The organism is Streptomyces lancefieldiae (genome assembly GCF_031845825.1).
Taxonomy (GTDB): domain Bacteria; phylum Actinomycetota; class Actinomycetes; order Streptomycetales; family Streptomycetaceae; genus Streptomyces; species Streptomyces lancefieldiae.
Genome location: NZ_JAVRFH010000010.1, coordinates 78,507 through 92,077, shown reverse-complemented (window position 1 = coordinate 92,077; position 13,571 = coordinate 78,507). Strand labels below are relative to the sequence as shown.

Below are 13,571 nucleotides of genomic sequence, written 5' to 3'. Positions count from 1 at the left end.
CCGGTCGGGGAGCCTGCCTCGTCGGTCAGCAGGAAGGCCACCGTAGACCTCGGATGCTGCAGGACCGCGGTGCTGTCCACAACGAGAGACTCCGGAGGGTGACGTCCGTCCCTGGTCGGGACGCGATCGCGTGTTCGTGGGCCGCCGTCACGACATGCCCCGAGGGGCGTCCAGGCTGTGCCGGCCGGTGGCCGTCACGTTCGGGTATCCCCCCGAGATGTCGTCGGAGAGCCGCCCGGGAGGGCCGTCGGCAGGCCGAGTCACGCGTGCGTGCCCACGACCTGCCGACGGCCCCTCGGACTCGGCGGGTCAGGCCCAGCAGCCGTTGACGGTCGCCGCCAGACCGTCCATGGCGTTCTTGATGTCGTTCGGGGCGGCCGTCGAGCCGTTCTCGATGAAGGAGAACACCCGCCACTCCCCGTCTTCGGTCCGCGTCAGACCGCTCAGAGCGACGGCACCGGTGAGGGTGCCTGTCTTCGCACGCACCTTGCCGACGGCACACTCGGAGTTCGGGTCGTCGAAGCGCCCCCACTCCGGGCCCAGCGTGGCACCGGCCTCGCCGGCGACCGGCAGGCCCTCCAGGACGGACCCGAGGGTGTGCGCGTGGCGGGGCTCGGTCAGCAGCTCGAGGATCTGCGCGAGCGTTACGGCCGGGATGCGGTCCGCGCGCGACAGGCCGCTGCCGTCGTACATCTCGAAGTTCTCGAGGGACACGCCGTACCGATCGCTCAGCACATGGCGCACGACCTCGGTGCCGCCCTCGAACGTGGCGGGGCGGCCCGCCTCCACGGCGGTCACGCGCAGCAGGGTCTCGGCGATGTTGTTGTCGCTGGTCTTGAGCATCGTCCTGACGACGTCGCTCAGCGGCGCGGACTTGTGCCGGGCGACCGGTACGTCCCGTCGGTGCGCCGTGGCACGGATGACATCGCCGTCGACGGCGACGCCGGCCGTGGCGAGTTGCTCGGCGAAGACCTTGCCCGCGTCGAGAGAGGTGTCCTCGACACTGCGGCCGTCCACGACCAGGGATCGGACCGGTGCGACCTCGGTGGGGTAGTAGCCCTCGTTCCAGCCGTCGGCCAGGGAGGGCTCGGCGAACAGGCTGTCGTCCACGGCGACCTTCACCGAGGACAGGCCCGCCGCCTCGAGTCCGGCCACGGCCGTCTTCGCCAACTCGGCGAGGTCGTCACTGGTGAGAGTCCGGTCACCGCCTCCGACGAGGGTCAGCGTGCCGTGGCCGTAGACGACCTTGGTCGTGAACCGGTGGTCCGGGCCCAGTACGGTCAGGGCGGCGGTCGCCGTGGCGAGCTTGGCGTTGGACGCCGGCATCATCGCGGTGGTGGCGTTGCGGGCCCAGATCTCGTCCTCCGAGTCGGCGTCCAGGACCACGCCGCTGACGTCGGCTCCCAGACGCTGGTCGAGAACACGGGCGTCGAGGTTCGCGACCAGCCGTGCGTCGTCCGTCCCGACACCGTCGCCCTGGACCGCTGTTGTCGCACCTTCGGCCGCTGTCGCGGTGGTGTCCTTGTCGGCCGCGAACGCCGAGGTGCCGGCCAGCGCGGCCGAGGCCACCGGCACGGCCATCGCGAGTACGACGGCTCGCCGGACGGCGGTGCTGGGCTGTCTGGTCCGCCGGTGCCGGTGGCGACCTCCCGGGGCGAATGTGCTCGTAGGCGTCTCGTCTGCCATGTCACTCAAGGAGAATCCAAACGTCGAGTACAGAGTTCTCTGGCCGGTTGAGCGGCGCGCACGCTACCACCGGTCCACGCATGCCCCGCGGATCTCGGCACGCCTTCCGAACGCACCTGCAAAAGGTCTCCACGAGTCCCGATGCCGGTGAAGGGACGTTCACAAACGGCCCTGCCCGCACTGCCGGCATGGACCGGAGGGGTCACCGCGGCTGCCCGGTGATGGTGGTGAGGGCGTGGCGGAGGGTGGCGTCGCTCGGTGAGCGGTCGACCCAGCGGGCGCCGATGTGCCCGTCGGGCCGGATGAGCAGTGCACCGTGCGGGCCAAGGCCGCAGAGGCCGATGTGCTCGTACGGAAGGGTCTCGGTGCGCAACGGCCAGGCGGTGGTGGCGGTGGCCTGTCGCTCCCAGTGGGCGGGGTCCGGGGTCAGGAGGGTGAACCATTCGCCGACGGTGTCGAGCGTGGAGCTGTCGGGTGTGAGCCAGAGGTGCGGCATGCGATGGCCCGGCGCTGTGCTGGGGACGTAGTCCGTGCCGCTCTCGGACGGCTCGGGTGGGGTGCCGGGGGCGGTGAGGACGGCGTCGGAGTCGTAGGCGACGCCGAGCACGAGGCCGAGCTGCGCGAAGTACTCCTCCGACCAGGGAAGTCCGATCCGGGCCGACGACGCCTCGCCGGCTCTCAGCTGGTCGCGGCGCCGGTTCTGCACCTGGAGCAGAAGCCGGGTGTTGGCCACCGCCTGGCGCAGGGTCTGGTGGGCGACCGGCTGTCGTTCCGTGTCGTAGGTCTCCGACAGACGTGGTCCGGCCCACCCGTGGAGCATGCCCGCCAGTTTCCAGCACAGGTTGTGCGCATCGGCGACGCCGGCGTTCATGCCCAGGCCGCCGACGATGGGGATCGCATGCGCGGCATCGCCGGCCAGCAGGATCCGGCCCCGGTGGAAGCGTTCGGCGACGAACGCGTTCATCACCCAGTGCTGGACGCGGAGCACCTCGGCCCGTACCTCGGTGGTGGGGCCGAGGGCGCGCGAGACGAGGCCGGGCCAGTCGGTGTGTGCGGGGTCCTCGGGTGTGGGGCCGAACCAGGCCCAGCCTCCTTCCGGGTAGAGCGGGAGGAATGAGCCGTGCGCGGTGACGTAGACCCCGGCGGGCTGGTGGGCGCACCAGCGGTCGAGGTCGGCGTCGAACACGACGGTGGTGACATCCCCCAGCGCTCCGGGGCCCGTGGTGCCGATTCCCAGCAGTCGCCGGACGGTGGAGTGCGCGCCGTCGGCGGCGAGTACGTAGCGGGCACGGACGCGAGTCTCTTCACCGCCGTGACGGTTGACGAGCAGAGCCACGACGCTGTCGGTCTCCTCTGCCAGACCGATCAGCTCGACCCCGAACCACACCCGTGCGTCCGCTGCGGCGAGCAGAATCGGTTCCAACCGGTCCTGCGAGGTGACCGCACCGGTCACGGGACTCTCGGGTACCGGCGCATTCACCCCGACCATCGCCGCGGTGGCGAAGTCGCGCCCGTACAGGGTGTCGCGGAAGCGGATGCGGCCGTACTCCGGTGCGAACGCGGCGGCGGTGATCTGGTCGGTCAGCCCGAGCTGGCGGAAAACTTCCATCGAGCGCACGTTGACCAGCCGGGACCGCGGAAAGGGCGACAACTCGCGGTGCTTCTCGACCAGCAGTACCCGCACGCCCCAGCGTTCCAGGAGCGCTCGGGCGGTAAGCCCGACCGGCCCGCCGCCGATGATCAGCACGTCCGTCTCGGCGCCGGGTACGGGCATGTCGAAGTCCTCCTCGCCTCCCGCTTGTCAGGGCACTCGGTGAGTGTGGCAGGAGGGCGAGGCGGATTCCCGCAGATGATGTCCCGACCGCGTGTTCCTACTGGCTGTGGGAACCGAACCCGGCCTGGCGCCGGGTGGCCTGAAGGCTTCCGAGGAGATCCAGAGCCTGGACGCTGGGGCTGCCCGGTTCGGCGTGGTAGATGACGAGCTGCTGGCCCGGGGCGTCGCGGACGTCGAAGGACTGGTAGGTCAGCGTGAGGGGGCCGACCTCCGGATGGAGGAGGTGCTTGGCGTCCTGTGTCTTGCCACGCACGCTGTGCGCCTTCCACAGGCGCGTGAATTCCGCGCTGTGCTCCGTGAGCGTGTCCACGAGTTCACGTAGCCGCGGGTTGTCGGGGTCGAAGCCGGCGGCTTGGCGCAGGTTGGCGACGGTGGCCTGGGCCGCGCGGTCCCAGTCCGTGTAGAAGTGCCGGCCCGCGGGGTCCAGAAAGGTCATGCGGGCCAGGTTGTCCGCCGGGGTGAACGGGGCGTAGAGCGCGTCGGCCAGGGCGTTGGCGGCGAGGACGTCCAGGTTCCGGCTCATGACGAACGCCGGCGTGTTGGCGTAGCCGTTCATCAGCTGACGCAGCGCGGGACTGACCCGCTCGGCGATGTGGGCGCGAGGCTGGTCGCTCGGTGGGGCACCGGCCAGCCGGTACAGGTGGGCTCGGGCGTCCGCGTCGAGCCGCAGTGCGCGGCCGAGTGCGTCCAGTACCTGGGAGGAAGGATGGCGCTCGCGTCCCTGCTCCAGGCGGGTGTAGTAGTCGGCGTTCACCCCGGCCAGGACGGCGACCTCTTCGCGCCGCAGTCCGGCGACTCTGCGGACGCCGTAGCTCGCCATGCCGACGTCCTCCGGCCGCAGGCCGGCACGGCGCGCGCGCAGGAACTCTCCGAGGTGGTTGTCGTCCATGCCCCCAGGCTAGGTGGTGGCCCGGTGCCCTGCCTGGGTGTGCCGCACCCAGGCAGCAGACGTCCTGGTCGGGCCCCGTTGACCTGCGCAGACTCGGTGGCGCACTCCTCGTCCGACACCGGCTCGACAGCCACAGCCACAGTCGCAGCCACTGACGGCGTCCCGTCCTGCGACCGCGCAGCCATCCGGGCGCGCCACGCCGACATCCGGCCCCACCTCGCAAAGGAACACACCATGGCATCCGCGTCCGAGTCCACCGAACCCGCCGAGTTCGCCGGAAAGGCCGCCCTGGTCACGGGGGCCGCGCGCGGCGTGGGCAAAGAGACCGTGGCCCTCCTGCATGCCCGCGGCGCCCGCGTCGTCGCCGTCGACGTGCGGCCCGGACTCTCCTCGCTGGCGGACGAGTTCCCCGGTGTCGTGACGATGACCGGGGACGTCACGCTGGAAGGGACCGCCACGCGGGCGGTGCGCACGGCCGTCGACGCCTTCGGCGGACTGGACATCCTGGTCAACAACGCCGGACGCACCCTGAACAAGCCCGTCACCGAAACCACCGCCGAAGACTGGGACACCGTGATGGCGGTCAACGCCCGCGGCTCCTTCTTCTTCGCCCGCGAGGCCTTCCGAGCGATGAAGGAACGCGGCGGCGGAGCCATCGTCAGCACCGGCTCCTACGTATGCACCGTCGGCCTGCCCGAAGGCGCCGTTTACAGCGCGTCCAAGGGCGCTCTGGCCCAGCTGACCAAGGTGCTCGCCATCGAGGGCGGCTCCCTGGGCATCCGCGCCAACCTCGTCGCCGCGGGCGTCATCGAGACCGACTTCCTCGACACCTTCCGCCCCGACAGCCGCGCCTACCTCGCGTCCTTCGCCGACGCACAGCCGCTGGGCCGCGTGGCACAGCCCCGGGAGATCGCCGAGGTCCTGTGCTTTCTCGCCTCACCACGGTCCAGTTTCGTCACGGGCGCCGTGGTCGCGGCCGACGGAGGCTTCACCGCGGCCTGAACATCCTCCACCCCTTCACGCCGTACCCGCCACCGGGTGGCCGACGGCCCGTTCGGCCTCCGAAGCAAGGAGGCGCAGTCGGTCGTGGCTGGGACTGCCGGGCTCGGCGGTCAGGGTGATGAGCTGCTGATCGGGGTCGCCGGTGATGGTGAGGAAGGACCAGTCGAGGGTGAGCCGGCCGACCGTCGGATGGTTCAGGACTTTCGTGCCCGGGCCCTGGACGGCGACATGATGGGCGCCCCACCACCGCCGGAAGTCGGGGTCCTGAAGTGACAGCTCGCCCACCAGTTCCGTCAGCCGTGGATCCTTCGGGTCCCGGGCGGCCTCCATGCGCAGCTGTGCCAGGCTGGTCCGTGCCACCCGGTCCCAGTCCGGGTACAACGCTCTGATGGCCGGTTCGCAGAAGACCAGCCGCACGAAGTTGCGCTTCTTGTCGGGGATCCGCGCGAAGTCGGTGAACAGAGCCGCGGCCACGGGGTTCCAGGCGAGGATGTCCGTGCGCCGGCCCAGGACGACGGCGGGCGTGGTGGAGAGGTCGTCCAGCAGCCGCCGCAGCTGCGGCTGGACCTTCTGCGCGGTGCGTCGACGGGGCCGGGCGGCGTCCCGACCGGACAGCTCGAACAAGTAGGCACGCTCGCCGTCGTCGAGGCGGAGAACACGCGCAAGGATTTCCAGCACCGGTTCGGAAGCCTGGCGGCGGCCCTGCTCCAGGCGCGTGTAGTAGTCGGGGCTGATCGACGCCAGCAGGGCCACTTCCTCCCGGCGCAGGCCCTCGACCCTGCGCCGCCGGCCGGCCGAGTAGGGCAGCCCGACCTGGGCCGGGCTCAGTTCCATACGCCGTGCCCTGAGGAAGGCACCCAGTTCGCCGTGGTGCGCGTCAATGCCGGTCATAGGACAAGTCTCGCAGGCGGTGATGCCCGTGACAGGGGGCCTGGCGTGTCCCAGGACAGCGTGGTCCCAGGACACGAGAGGCCCCTTACCCACTCGTGTGCCGCGTGCGAGTGTCGGTGACGTGACCGGTCGGAGTGGACCACCCCGTCGCGGGAGGAGTCCCGGATGGAATCCGTCCTGCCCACGGTCGCAGCACACAGCACTTTCCGCCCGCACCCAGGAGACACAGAAGATGAGGACCGGCGTCACCTTCCCCAGCAACAACCTCGCCGTAGCGGGGATTCTCTTCACCCCCGACGATCACGTCGACGACCGGTTGCCCGCCGTCGTCATCTCCCACCCGGGAGGCGGCGTGAAGGAGCAGAGCCCGAGTGTCTACGCCGAACGTCTGGCCGGTGCCGGGTTCGCCGCGCTCGTCTTCGACGCCGCCCACCAGGGCGAGAGCGAGGGCGAGCCGCGAGGTCTGGAAAACCCCTTCCAGCGAGCCGAGGACATCAAGTCCGCCGTGACCTACCTGACCACCCGTGACGACATCGACCCGGACCGTGTCGGGGCTCTGGGCATCTGCGCGTCCGGCGGTTACGTTCCCTACGCAGCGCAGACCGACCACCGCATCAAGAGTGTCGCCACGGTCAGTGCCGGGGACCTCGGGTCGGTGTTCCGTGAGGGACTGGGCCGCACCCAGGACCCGGCGGTCCTCGAGGCCATGCTCGACCGGGCCGGTGCACTGCGCACCGCGGAAGCGCGCGGCGCGGCCCCGCAGTTGGAGGCGTGGATTCCCGAGAACGCCGAGGAACTGCTGGAGACCGCCACCAGGCAGTTCCGGGAGACGTACGAGTTCTACCGCACCCCGCGCGGCCACCACCCCCGCGCGAACCAGGGATGGGTGCTGCGCAGCATCGACCTGATCGCCCAGTACGACTCCTACGCGATGATCCGGCTCATCTCGCCCCGCCCCTTGCTGATGATCGTCGGTTCGGAGGCGGAGACCGCCTACTTCAGCCGGGAAGCGATCGAGAAGGCGGCCGAACCCAAGGAACTGTTCGTCATCGACGGCGCCACACACATCGACCTGTACGACAAGGACGCATACGTCACCCCGGCCGTCGCCAAGCTCGCCGAATTCTTCGGCACGCACCTGGCCGCCTGAACACGGTCGCGGCGTCGAAGAGCTCATGCGCTCGCCGGGACGCCGCCACCTCTTCAGGACTCCCGCGTGTCCGCGCCGCTGGCGCCCATGCCCGCACCCAGGGCGGCGATGAGCGGGAGCGGGTAGCCGGCCTCGAGCAGCGGGCCGCAGACGTCGCGGTCGAGGTCGGGCAGGTAGCCGAACAGGACGTCGGCCGGCCCGGTGATCTCGACCTCACCGCAGGCCGCGGGCAGCAGGAGAGATTCCGCCCGGCCGAGCTCTTCGCTCCAGACGCCCGTCCGTACCCGCACCGGAGCGCCGACGTTGGACAGGATCTGCGCGGTGGCGAACGAGTGACGCAACGGCTCCGCCGTCCCGGCACGCCAGCGTTCGAGGGCGAAGAAGGGGCTCGCACACAGGAAGACCCGCTGCACCCCGTCACCGACGGCGATGCTCAGCCCGGGCGTGAAATCCGGCCTGCTGCCCAGGTCGACCTGCCGCATCAGCATGTCGAGGTTGGCGCCGAACTCCGCGTCGCCCACGGGAGAGCCGTCCTCCATCTTCCAACGCATCGCATGCTGCTGAATGTCGGACGTCTGCTCCACCTCGTAGACCAGGGTGTCCGGTCCGAAGCTGTGCAGCGTGCCGCCGGGCACATAAAGGGTCTCTCCCGCCCGCACCGGCAGACGCCGTAGGACCGCGTCGAAGTCCTGCGCCTCCAGCGCGGCACGCAACTGGCCGGCCGTCACGCCGGCCTTGACGCCGCACAGGGCGGTCGCGCCGGGGGAGGCGTCAAGGATGTGCCACGCCTCGGTCTTGCCGTTGGGCCGGCCCTCCAGGCGCCGGGCGGCCTCGTCGTCGGCGTGCAGATGCACGGGCAGGGCACCGGTGGCGTCGATGAACTTCGTCAGCACGGGGAAGTACCGGCCGGACCATCCGGCGCCCATCAGTGCTCCGGGGTGGTCGAGGACCACCTGGCGCAGGGGCAGGCCGGCCAGGGGACCGGCGGTCACCACGCTGCCGGCGCCGTCGACGTCGCTGCACTCCCATGTCTCCGCGATGCTCCAGTCCGGGATGCCGGCCTTGCCCAGGCGGCGGGCGATCGCATGCCCGCCGAACACCAGCGACTTCGCCGTGGTGGTCAGCCGCAGCGGGTACAGACCCGCCAGGTCCGCGCTCACAGGATCGGCTGTCCGCCGGTCACCGCGATCCGGGCCCCGGAGACGTAGCCGGCCTCGTCCGAGGCGAGCAGCACGTAGACCGGCGCCAGCTCGGCCGGCTGTCCCGGCCGCCCCAGCGGCACCTGCGACCCGAAGTTCTCCACCTGCTCGGGCGGCATCGTCGCCGGGATGAGCGGTGTCCAGATGGGCCCCGGGGCGACACTGTTGGCCCGGATGCCCTTCGCGGCCAGCATCTGGGCCAGCGAGCCGACCATGTTCGCGATGCCCGCCTTGGTGACGTTGTAGGCCAGCAGTTGCGGCGGCGGGCTGTCGGAGTTCACCGAGGTGCTCCCGATGATCGCCGATCCGGGCCGCATGTGCGCGACAGCGGCCTTGGTCAGGTGGAAGAAGGCGCTGATGTTGATCGCCAGGGTGCGGTCCCACTCCTCATCGGGGATGTCCTCGATGGAGTCCCGCGTCATCTGGAACGCGGCGTTGTTGACAAGTACGTCGATCCGGCCGAATTCCTCCACGGCCTTGTCGACGATCGACCGGCAGTGCGCCGGATCGGCGACGTCGCCCGGCACGAGCACGCACTTGCGCCCCGCCTCCTTCACCCACCGTCGGGTCTCCGCCGCGTCCTCGTGCTCGTCGAGATAGGAGACCAGGACGTCCGCGCCCTCGCGTGCGTAGGCGATCGCCACCGCACGCCCGATCCCGCTGTCCCCACCAGTGATCACCGCGGCCTTGCCGGTCAGCCGCCCGGCTCCGCGGTAGCTCTCCTCGCCGTGGTCGGGCCGGGGAACCATCTCGGACGTCACACCGGGCGGGGACTGCTGCTGACGAGGCTGAGACATGAGGTCTCCCCTGGAATCGCTCGAGCCGGGCGGGTCCGGGCCCGCTGACAGTCCATGCTCACCCGCCGGTCGACGCCCCGCCATCTCAGGACGGGCTGTCGCAGCACAGGGCGGGTCCACCTGCCACCTGCTCCGGCGCAGATGGCAGGGGAGTCCGGCGCACCGGGCTACTTCCGGTAACCGAGGATGGTCATCATGCCGGATTCGGAGTGGTACTGGTTGTGGCAGTGCAGCATCCACAGGCCCGGGTTGTCGGCGTGGAAGTCGAAGACGAGTTTTCGGTGGGGCAGTACGAGGGCGGTGTCCTTGCGGGCTCCGGCCGAGTCGATGCCGGTGAGGGCGAACGTGTGGCCGTGCAGGTGAATGGGGTGCCACATGTCGGTGGCGTTGATGAGGGTCAGACGGATCCGTTCACCTTCCCGGATCGGGACGCGCTTCTGGATGGAGTAGGGCTCGTGATCGAAGCCCCAGTCGAAGTCCTTCATGCCGCCGGTCAGTTTGATGCGCATCTCACGGTCCGGGTCGCGGCGGCTGAAGGCCACGGACTCGTGCGGCACGAGTCGTCTGGCGGGCACGACCCGGCCATTGAGCTGGTTCGGGTGCGCCGCGGGCCCGGGGATCTCCCCGCTGCCGGTGCGCAGGACCGCCAGGGCCCTGGCGTTCTTGCCCTCGGCGAGTGCGACCAGGGGGAACACCCCGTCCTTGGCGGTGATCAGCACGTCATAGCGTTCGGCCATGCCGAGCAGCAGCGCGTCCGTCTTCGTGTGCCGGACCGGGTAACCGTCCGTGTGCGTCACCGTCATCTCGTGACCGCCCAGCGCCACCCGGAAGGCCGTGTCGCCCCCGGCGTTGATGATCCGCAGCCGGATACGGTCCCCGGGCCGGGCCCGGAACACCGTGGGAGCCTGCGGCAGTCGGCCGTTGACCAGGTAGTGCGGGTAGTCGACGTTTCCGCCCATGCTGTGCAGCATGCGGCTGTGGGAGTCCCGCAGGACGCGGGACGGGCCGGTGGGCCGGCCGGGGTCCGACCCGCGGGCGCCGTCGGACATGTCGTGGCGTGAACCGTCGCGTCCGGTGCCCTCCCCCATGTCCATCGGCCGGCCCTTGCCGTCCTGCAACTGCGCGAGCACGGCGTCCGGGGTGGAGCCGGCCACGCCGTCCAGCCAGTCGTCCAGGACGACGACCCACTCCTTGTCGTAGGACAACGGCTCCTTGGGGTCCTCGACGATCAGCGGCGCGTACAGGCCGCGGTCGAGCTGCATGCCCGAGTGCGAATGCAGCCAGTACGTGCCCGGGTGCGTCACGGCGAAGCGGTAGGTGAAGTCCGCGCCGGGCTTGACGGAGTACTGGGTCAGGCCCGGCACGCCGTCCATGTCGCAACGCATCCGGACACCGTGCGAGTGCAGTGTCGTGGACTCGCGCAGATGGTTGGCGAGCGTGAGATCGAGTACGTCGCCCGCGGTGATCCGCACCTCCTTGCCGGGCAGCGCGTCGCCGTACGTCCATGTTCTGACGCTCCGACCGCCCAGGTCGAGGGAGGTCTCCGTGGCGGTGAGCCTGAACCTGCGGAGCGGGCCGTCCCCGCGCTTCTTCTCGGCGGCGAGGACCTCGGGGTCGGACGGGTTGACGTATCCCTTGGGCCCCTTCGGTACGAAGCCGCCTGCGCTGTGCGCGCCGCCCGTGTGGCCGGGGGCCCCGACCCCGGAGTTGGCCCTGGGCTCGGAGTTGCCGCCGGACCCGGTACATGCGGTCAGGGCTCCCGTGCCGGCGGCCATGATCGAGGCACCCAGCAGGGTGCGCCGCGTATAAGTAGGCATGTCTATATAAGACCTGTTTTGTGCGCTTATATGCGTGATTGAAGGCGGCGCGTCTCCTCAATCACGGGTGCCCCGACGCCGTGTCGAGGCCGACGGAGCCCTTCAGCCCCCGTGCCCCGAGGCTTCCCCGACGTCTCCCGCAGCCGGTTCCGAGGCGCGGAAGGTGCGCCGGTAGGCCGACGGGGCGACCCCCGCCTCCGCCGCCAGGTGCCGCCGCAGCGAGGTGGCGGTGGCGAAGCCGACCTCGTGGGCGACCCGTTCCACCGGCAGGTCGCTGGACTCCAGCAGGTGCCGCGCCCGCCGAAGCCGCTGCTGGGTCAGCCAGCGGCCGGGGCTCAGGCCGGTCTCCTCCCGGAAGCGCCGGGCGAAGGTACGGGTGCTCATCGCCGCGTGCCCGGCCAGCTCGTCCAGCGACAGGGGCAGTTCCAGCCGTTGCAGCGCCCAGTCGCGGGTCGGCCCGGTGCCGGTGGTGCTCGCCGGCGGCAGTGGCCGCTCGATGTACTGCGCCTGCCCGCCGTCCCGGTACGGCGGCACGACGCAGCAGCGGGCGACGTGATTGGCCACCTCGCTGCCGTGGTCCTGACGCACCAGGTGCAGGCAGACGTCCACACCGCTCGCCGCCCCCGCGGAGGTCAGCACGTCACCGTGGTCGACGAAGAGCACCCCGGCGTCGAGCTCGACCCGGGGGAACAGTTCCCTGAAGTGGTGGGCGAGGGCCCAGTGGGTGGTGGCCCGGCGTCCGTCCAGGAGACCGGCGGCGGCCAGCAGGAAGGCACCGGTGCAGATGGACACCAGACGGGTGCCGGGGCGGACGCGGGACAGGGCGGCGAGGGCCTGCGGGTCCGGGGTGGCCGCCGAGGCCGGGGAGAGCGCGTACGGCGGGACGACCACGGTGTCCGCCTCGGCCAGCACCTCGGGACCGTGTCCGGGGGTGACGGTCAGGTCCGAGTCGGTGCGCACGGGCCGCCCGTCCACACTCGCGGACAGCACCTCGTAGCGGCCTCCGGCGGAACCCAGGACCCGGTGGGGGATGCCGAGTTCGAAGGGGTAGACGCCGTCGAGGGCGAGGACGACGACCTTGTGGGCGCCGGGCAGGGGGTCCCGGCCCGGTCCGGCCGCGTGGCCGGCGAGGTCACGGTCCCCGGAGGGTGCGGCGGATGCGGGGCGAGTGGCCGGGTCGAGGGGCATGGCGAGAATGTATCGGAAGATGACCTTCCTGCCATCGCCCCGGGCCTGGCCGCACGGCCAGGATCAAAGGCATGACTTCGACGGACACCCCTGAGAACCTCGACTCCCCGGACCGGACGGCCGCCACGGGCACCCCGGCCGCCGCCGCCCCGGACGGCGCCCCCGTGATGCTGGCCCTGCACCAGACGGCCCTCGGCGGCCCCGAGGTCCTGCGGCTCACCGAGCTTCCGCGGCCCGCGCCCGGCCCCGGGGAGATCCTCGTCGCCGTGCACGCGGCGGGACTCAACCCCACGGACTTCAAGCACCGCACCCTGAGTATCTTCCTGCCGCCCCCGCCGCTGACCCTCGGCTGGGACGTCTCCGGCACCGTGGTCGAGACCGGCTTCGGCGTCACCCTCTTCCAGCCCGGTGACGAGGTGTTCGGCATGCTGCCCTACCCGTACGGAGCCGGCTCCCACGCCGAGTACGTGACCGGCCCCACCCGCGCCTTCGCCGCCAAGCCCGCCGGGATCGACCACGTCAAGGCGGCCGCTCTGCCGCTGGCCGCGCTCACCGCCTGGCAGGCCCTCGTCGAGACCGCGGGCCTCCGGGCCGGGCAGCGGGTGTTGATCCACGCCGCGGCCGGCGGTGTCGGTCATCTCGCCGTACAGATCGCCAAGGAGCGCGGCGCGCACGTCACAGGGACGGCGAGCGCCCCCAAGCACGACTTCCTGCGCGAGCTCGGCGCGGATGCCTGCGTCGACCACCGCTCCGAGGACTTCACCGACACCGAGGAGCGCTACGACGTCGTCCTCGACGCCCTGGGCGGAAAGACCGCCACCCGTTCCGTGAGCGTTCTCCGCCCCGGCGGCGTCCTCGTCTCCCTGCTGCCGGGCGCCGAGGACACCCGGGCCGCGGCGGAGAAGGCACAGGTCCGCGCGGTCACGCTGCTGGTCGAGCACGACCAGGCAGGGATGCGCGCCGTCGCCGGGCTCGTCGACCGGGGCAGGCTCCGCGTCCACGTGTCCGGCACCTTCCCCCTCGCCGAAGGCGCCCGGGCGCACGTGCTGGGGGAGACGGGCCGCACCACGGGCAAGCTGGTCATCACCGTGCGCTGAGGCGGGATGGCTCGGGGCCCG

The 13,571-nt window shown here is 71.2% G+C and carries 11 protein-coding genes; 3 read left to right on the top strand and 8 right to left on the bottom strand.

Annotated features, from left to right (window positions below):
- Positions 1 to 309: 309 nt before the first annotated feature.
- The 3 genes from dacB to RM812_RS12780 form a co-directional block, all read right to left on the bottom strand.
- Complete coding sequence (dacB, locus tag RM812_RS12790) at positions 310 to 1,686, bottom strand: D-alanyl-D-alanine carboxypeptidase/D-alanyl-D-alanine endopeptidase (protein WP_394816449.1); 1,377 nt, start codon at positions 1,684 to 1,686, stop codon at positions 310 to 312.
- Positions 1,687 to 1,888: 202 nt separating this feature from the next.
- Positions 1,889 to 3,460 (bottom strand): FAD-dependent monooxygenase, encoded by a 1,572-nt coding sequence (locus RM812_RS12785; RefSeq protein ID WP_311572605.1) that lies wholly within the window; start codon positions 3,458 to 3,460, stop codon positions 1,889 to 1,891.
- Between the two features lie 97 nt (positions 3,461 to 3,557).
- Entirely contained in the window at positions 3,558 to 4,409 is an 852-nt protein-coding gene (locus tag RM812_RS12780; RefSeq protein ID WP_311572604.1) for a helix-turn-helix transcriptional regulator, read from the bottom strand.
- A 234-nt stretch (positions 4,410 to 4,643) separates the two neighbouring features.
- On the opposite strand from RM812_RS12780, the gene RM812_RS12775 reads away from it, so the two are divergent.
- Positions 4,644 to 5,411 carry an SDR family NAD(P)-dependent oxidoreductase gene (locus tag RM812_RS12775; RefSeq protein WP_311572603.1) on the top strand — a complete coding sequence of 256 codons (768 nt, stop codon included), beginning with the start codon at positions 4,644 to 4,646 and terminating at the stop codon, positions 5,409 to 5,411.
- 15 nt (positions 5,412 to 5,426) lie between these two features.
- On the opposite strand, the gene RM812_RS12770 is transcribed toward RM812_RS12775, so the two are convergent.
- Entirely contained in the window at positions 5,427 to 6,302 is an 876-nt protein-coding gene (locus tag RM812_RS12770; protein WP_311572602.1) for a helix-turn-helix transcriptional regulator, read from the bottom strand.
- 232 nt (positions 6,303 to 6,534) lie between these two features.
- Here RM812_RS12770 and RM812_RS12765 point away from each other — a divergent pair, with 232 nt between their 5' ends.
- Positions 6,535 to 7,452, top strand: coding sequence for an alpha/beta hydrolase (locus tag RM812_RS12765; RefSeq protein WP_311572601.1), 918 nt, complete (start codon positions 6,535 to 6,537; stop codon positions 7,450 to 7,452).
- 53 nt (positions 7,453 to 7,505) lie between these two features.
- Here RM812_RS12765 and RM812_RS12760 read toward each other — a convergent pair whose 3' ends face one another.
- The 4 genes from RM812_RS12760 to RM812_RS12745 form a co-directional block, all read right to left on the bottom strand.
- A complete protein-coding gene (locus RM812_RS12760; protein ID WP_311572600.1) occupies positions 7,506 to 8,612 on the bottom strand; it encodes a class I mannose-6-phosphate isomerase in 1,107 nt (368 codons plus the stop codon).
- Positions 8,609 to 9,448 carry an SDR family oxidoreductase gene (locus RM812_RS12755; protein ID WP_311572599.1) on the bottom strand — a complete coding sequence of 280 codons (840 nt, stop codon included), beginning with the start codon at positions 9,446 to 9,448 and terminating at the stop codon, positions 8,609 to 8,611. Before RM812_RS12755 ends, RM812_RS12760 begins: the two co-directional genes overlap by 4 nt.
- A 167-nt stretch (positions 9,449 to 9,615) precedes the next feature.
- Positions 9,616 to 11,265 (bottom strand): multicopper oxidase family protein, encoded by a 1,650-nt coding sequence (locus RM812_RS12750; protein ID WP_311572598.1) that lies wholly within the window; start codon positions 11,263 to 11,265, stop codon positions 9,616 to 9,618.
- A gap of 102 nt (positions 11,266 to 11,367) precedes the next feature.
- The gene (locus RM812_RS12745) at positions 11,368 to 12,453 is read right to left on the bottom strand and encodes a GlxA family transcriptional regulator (protein ID WP_311572597.1); all 1,086 of its coding nucleotides are present in this window, start codon (positions 12,451 to 12,453) and stop codon (positions 11,368 to 11,370) included.
- A 71-nt stretch (positions 12,454 to 12,524) separates the two neighbouring features.
- Here RM812_RS12745 and RM812_RS12740 point away from each other — a divergent pair, with 71 nt between their 5' ends.
- Entirely contained in the window at positions 12,525 to 13,550 is a 1,026-nt protein-coding gene (locus tag RM812_RS12740; protein WP_394816448.1) for an NADP-dependent oxidoreductase, read from the top strand.
- Positions 13,551 to 13,571 lie beyond the last annotated feature (21 nt).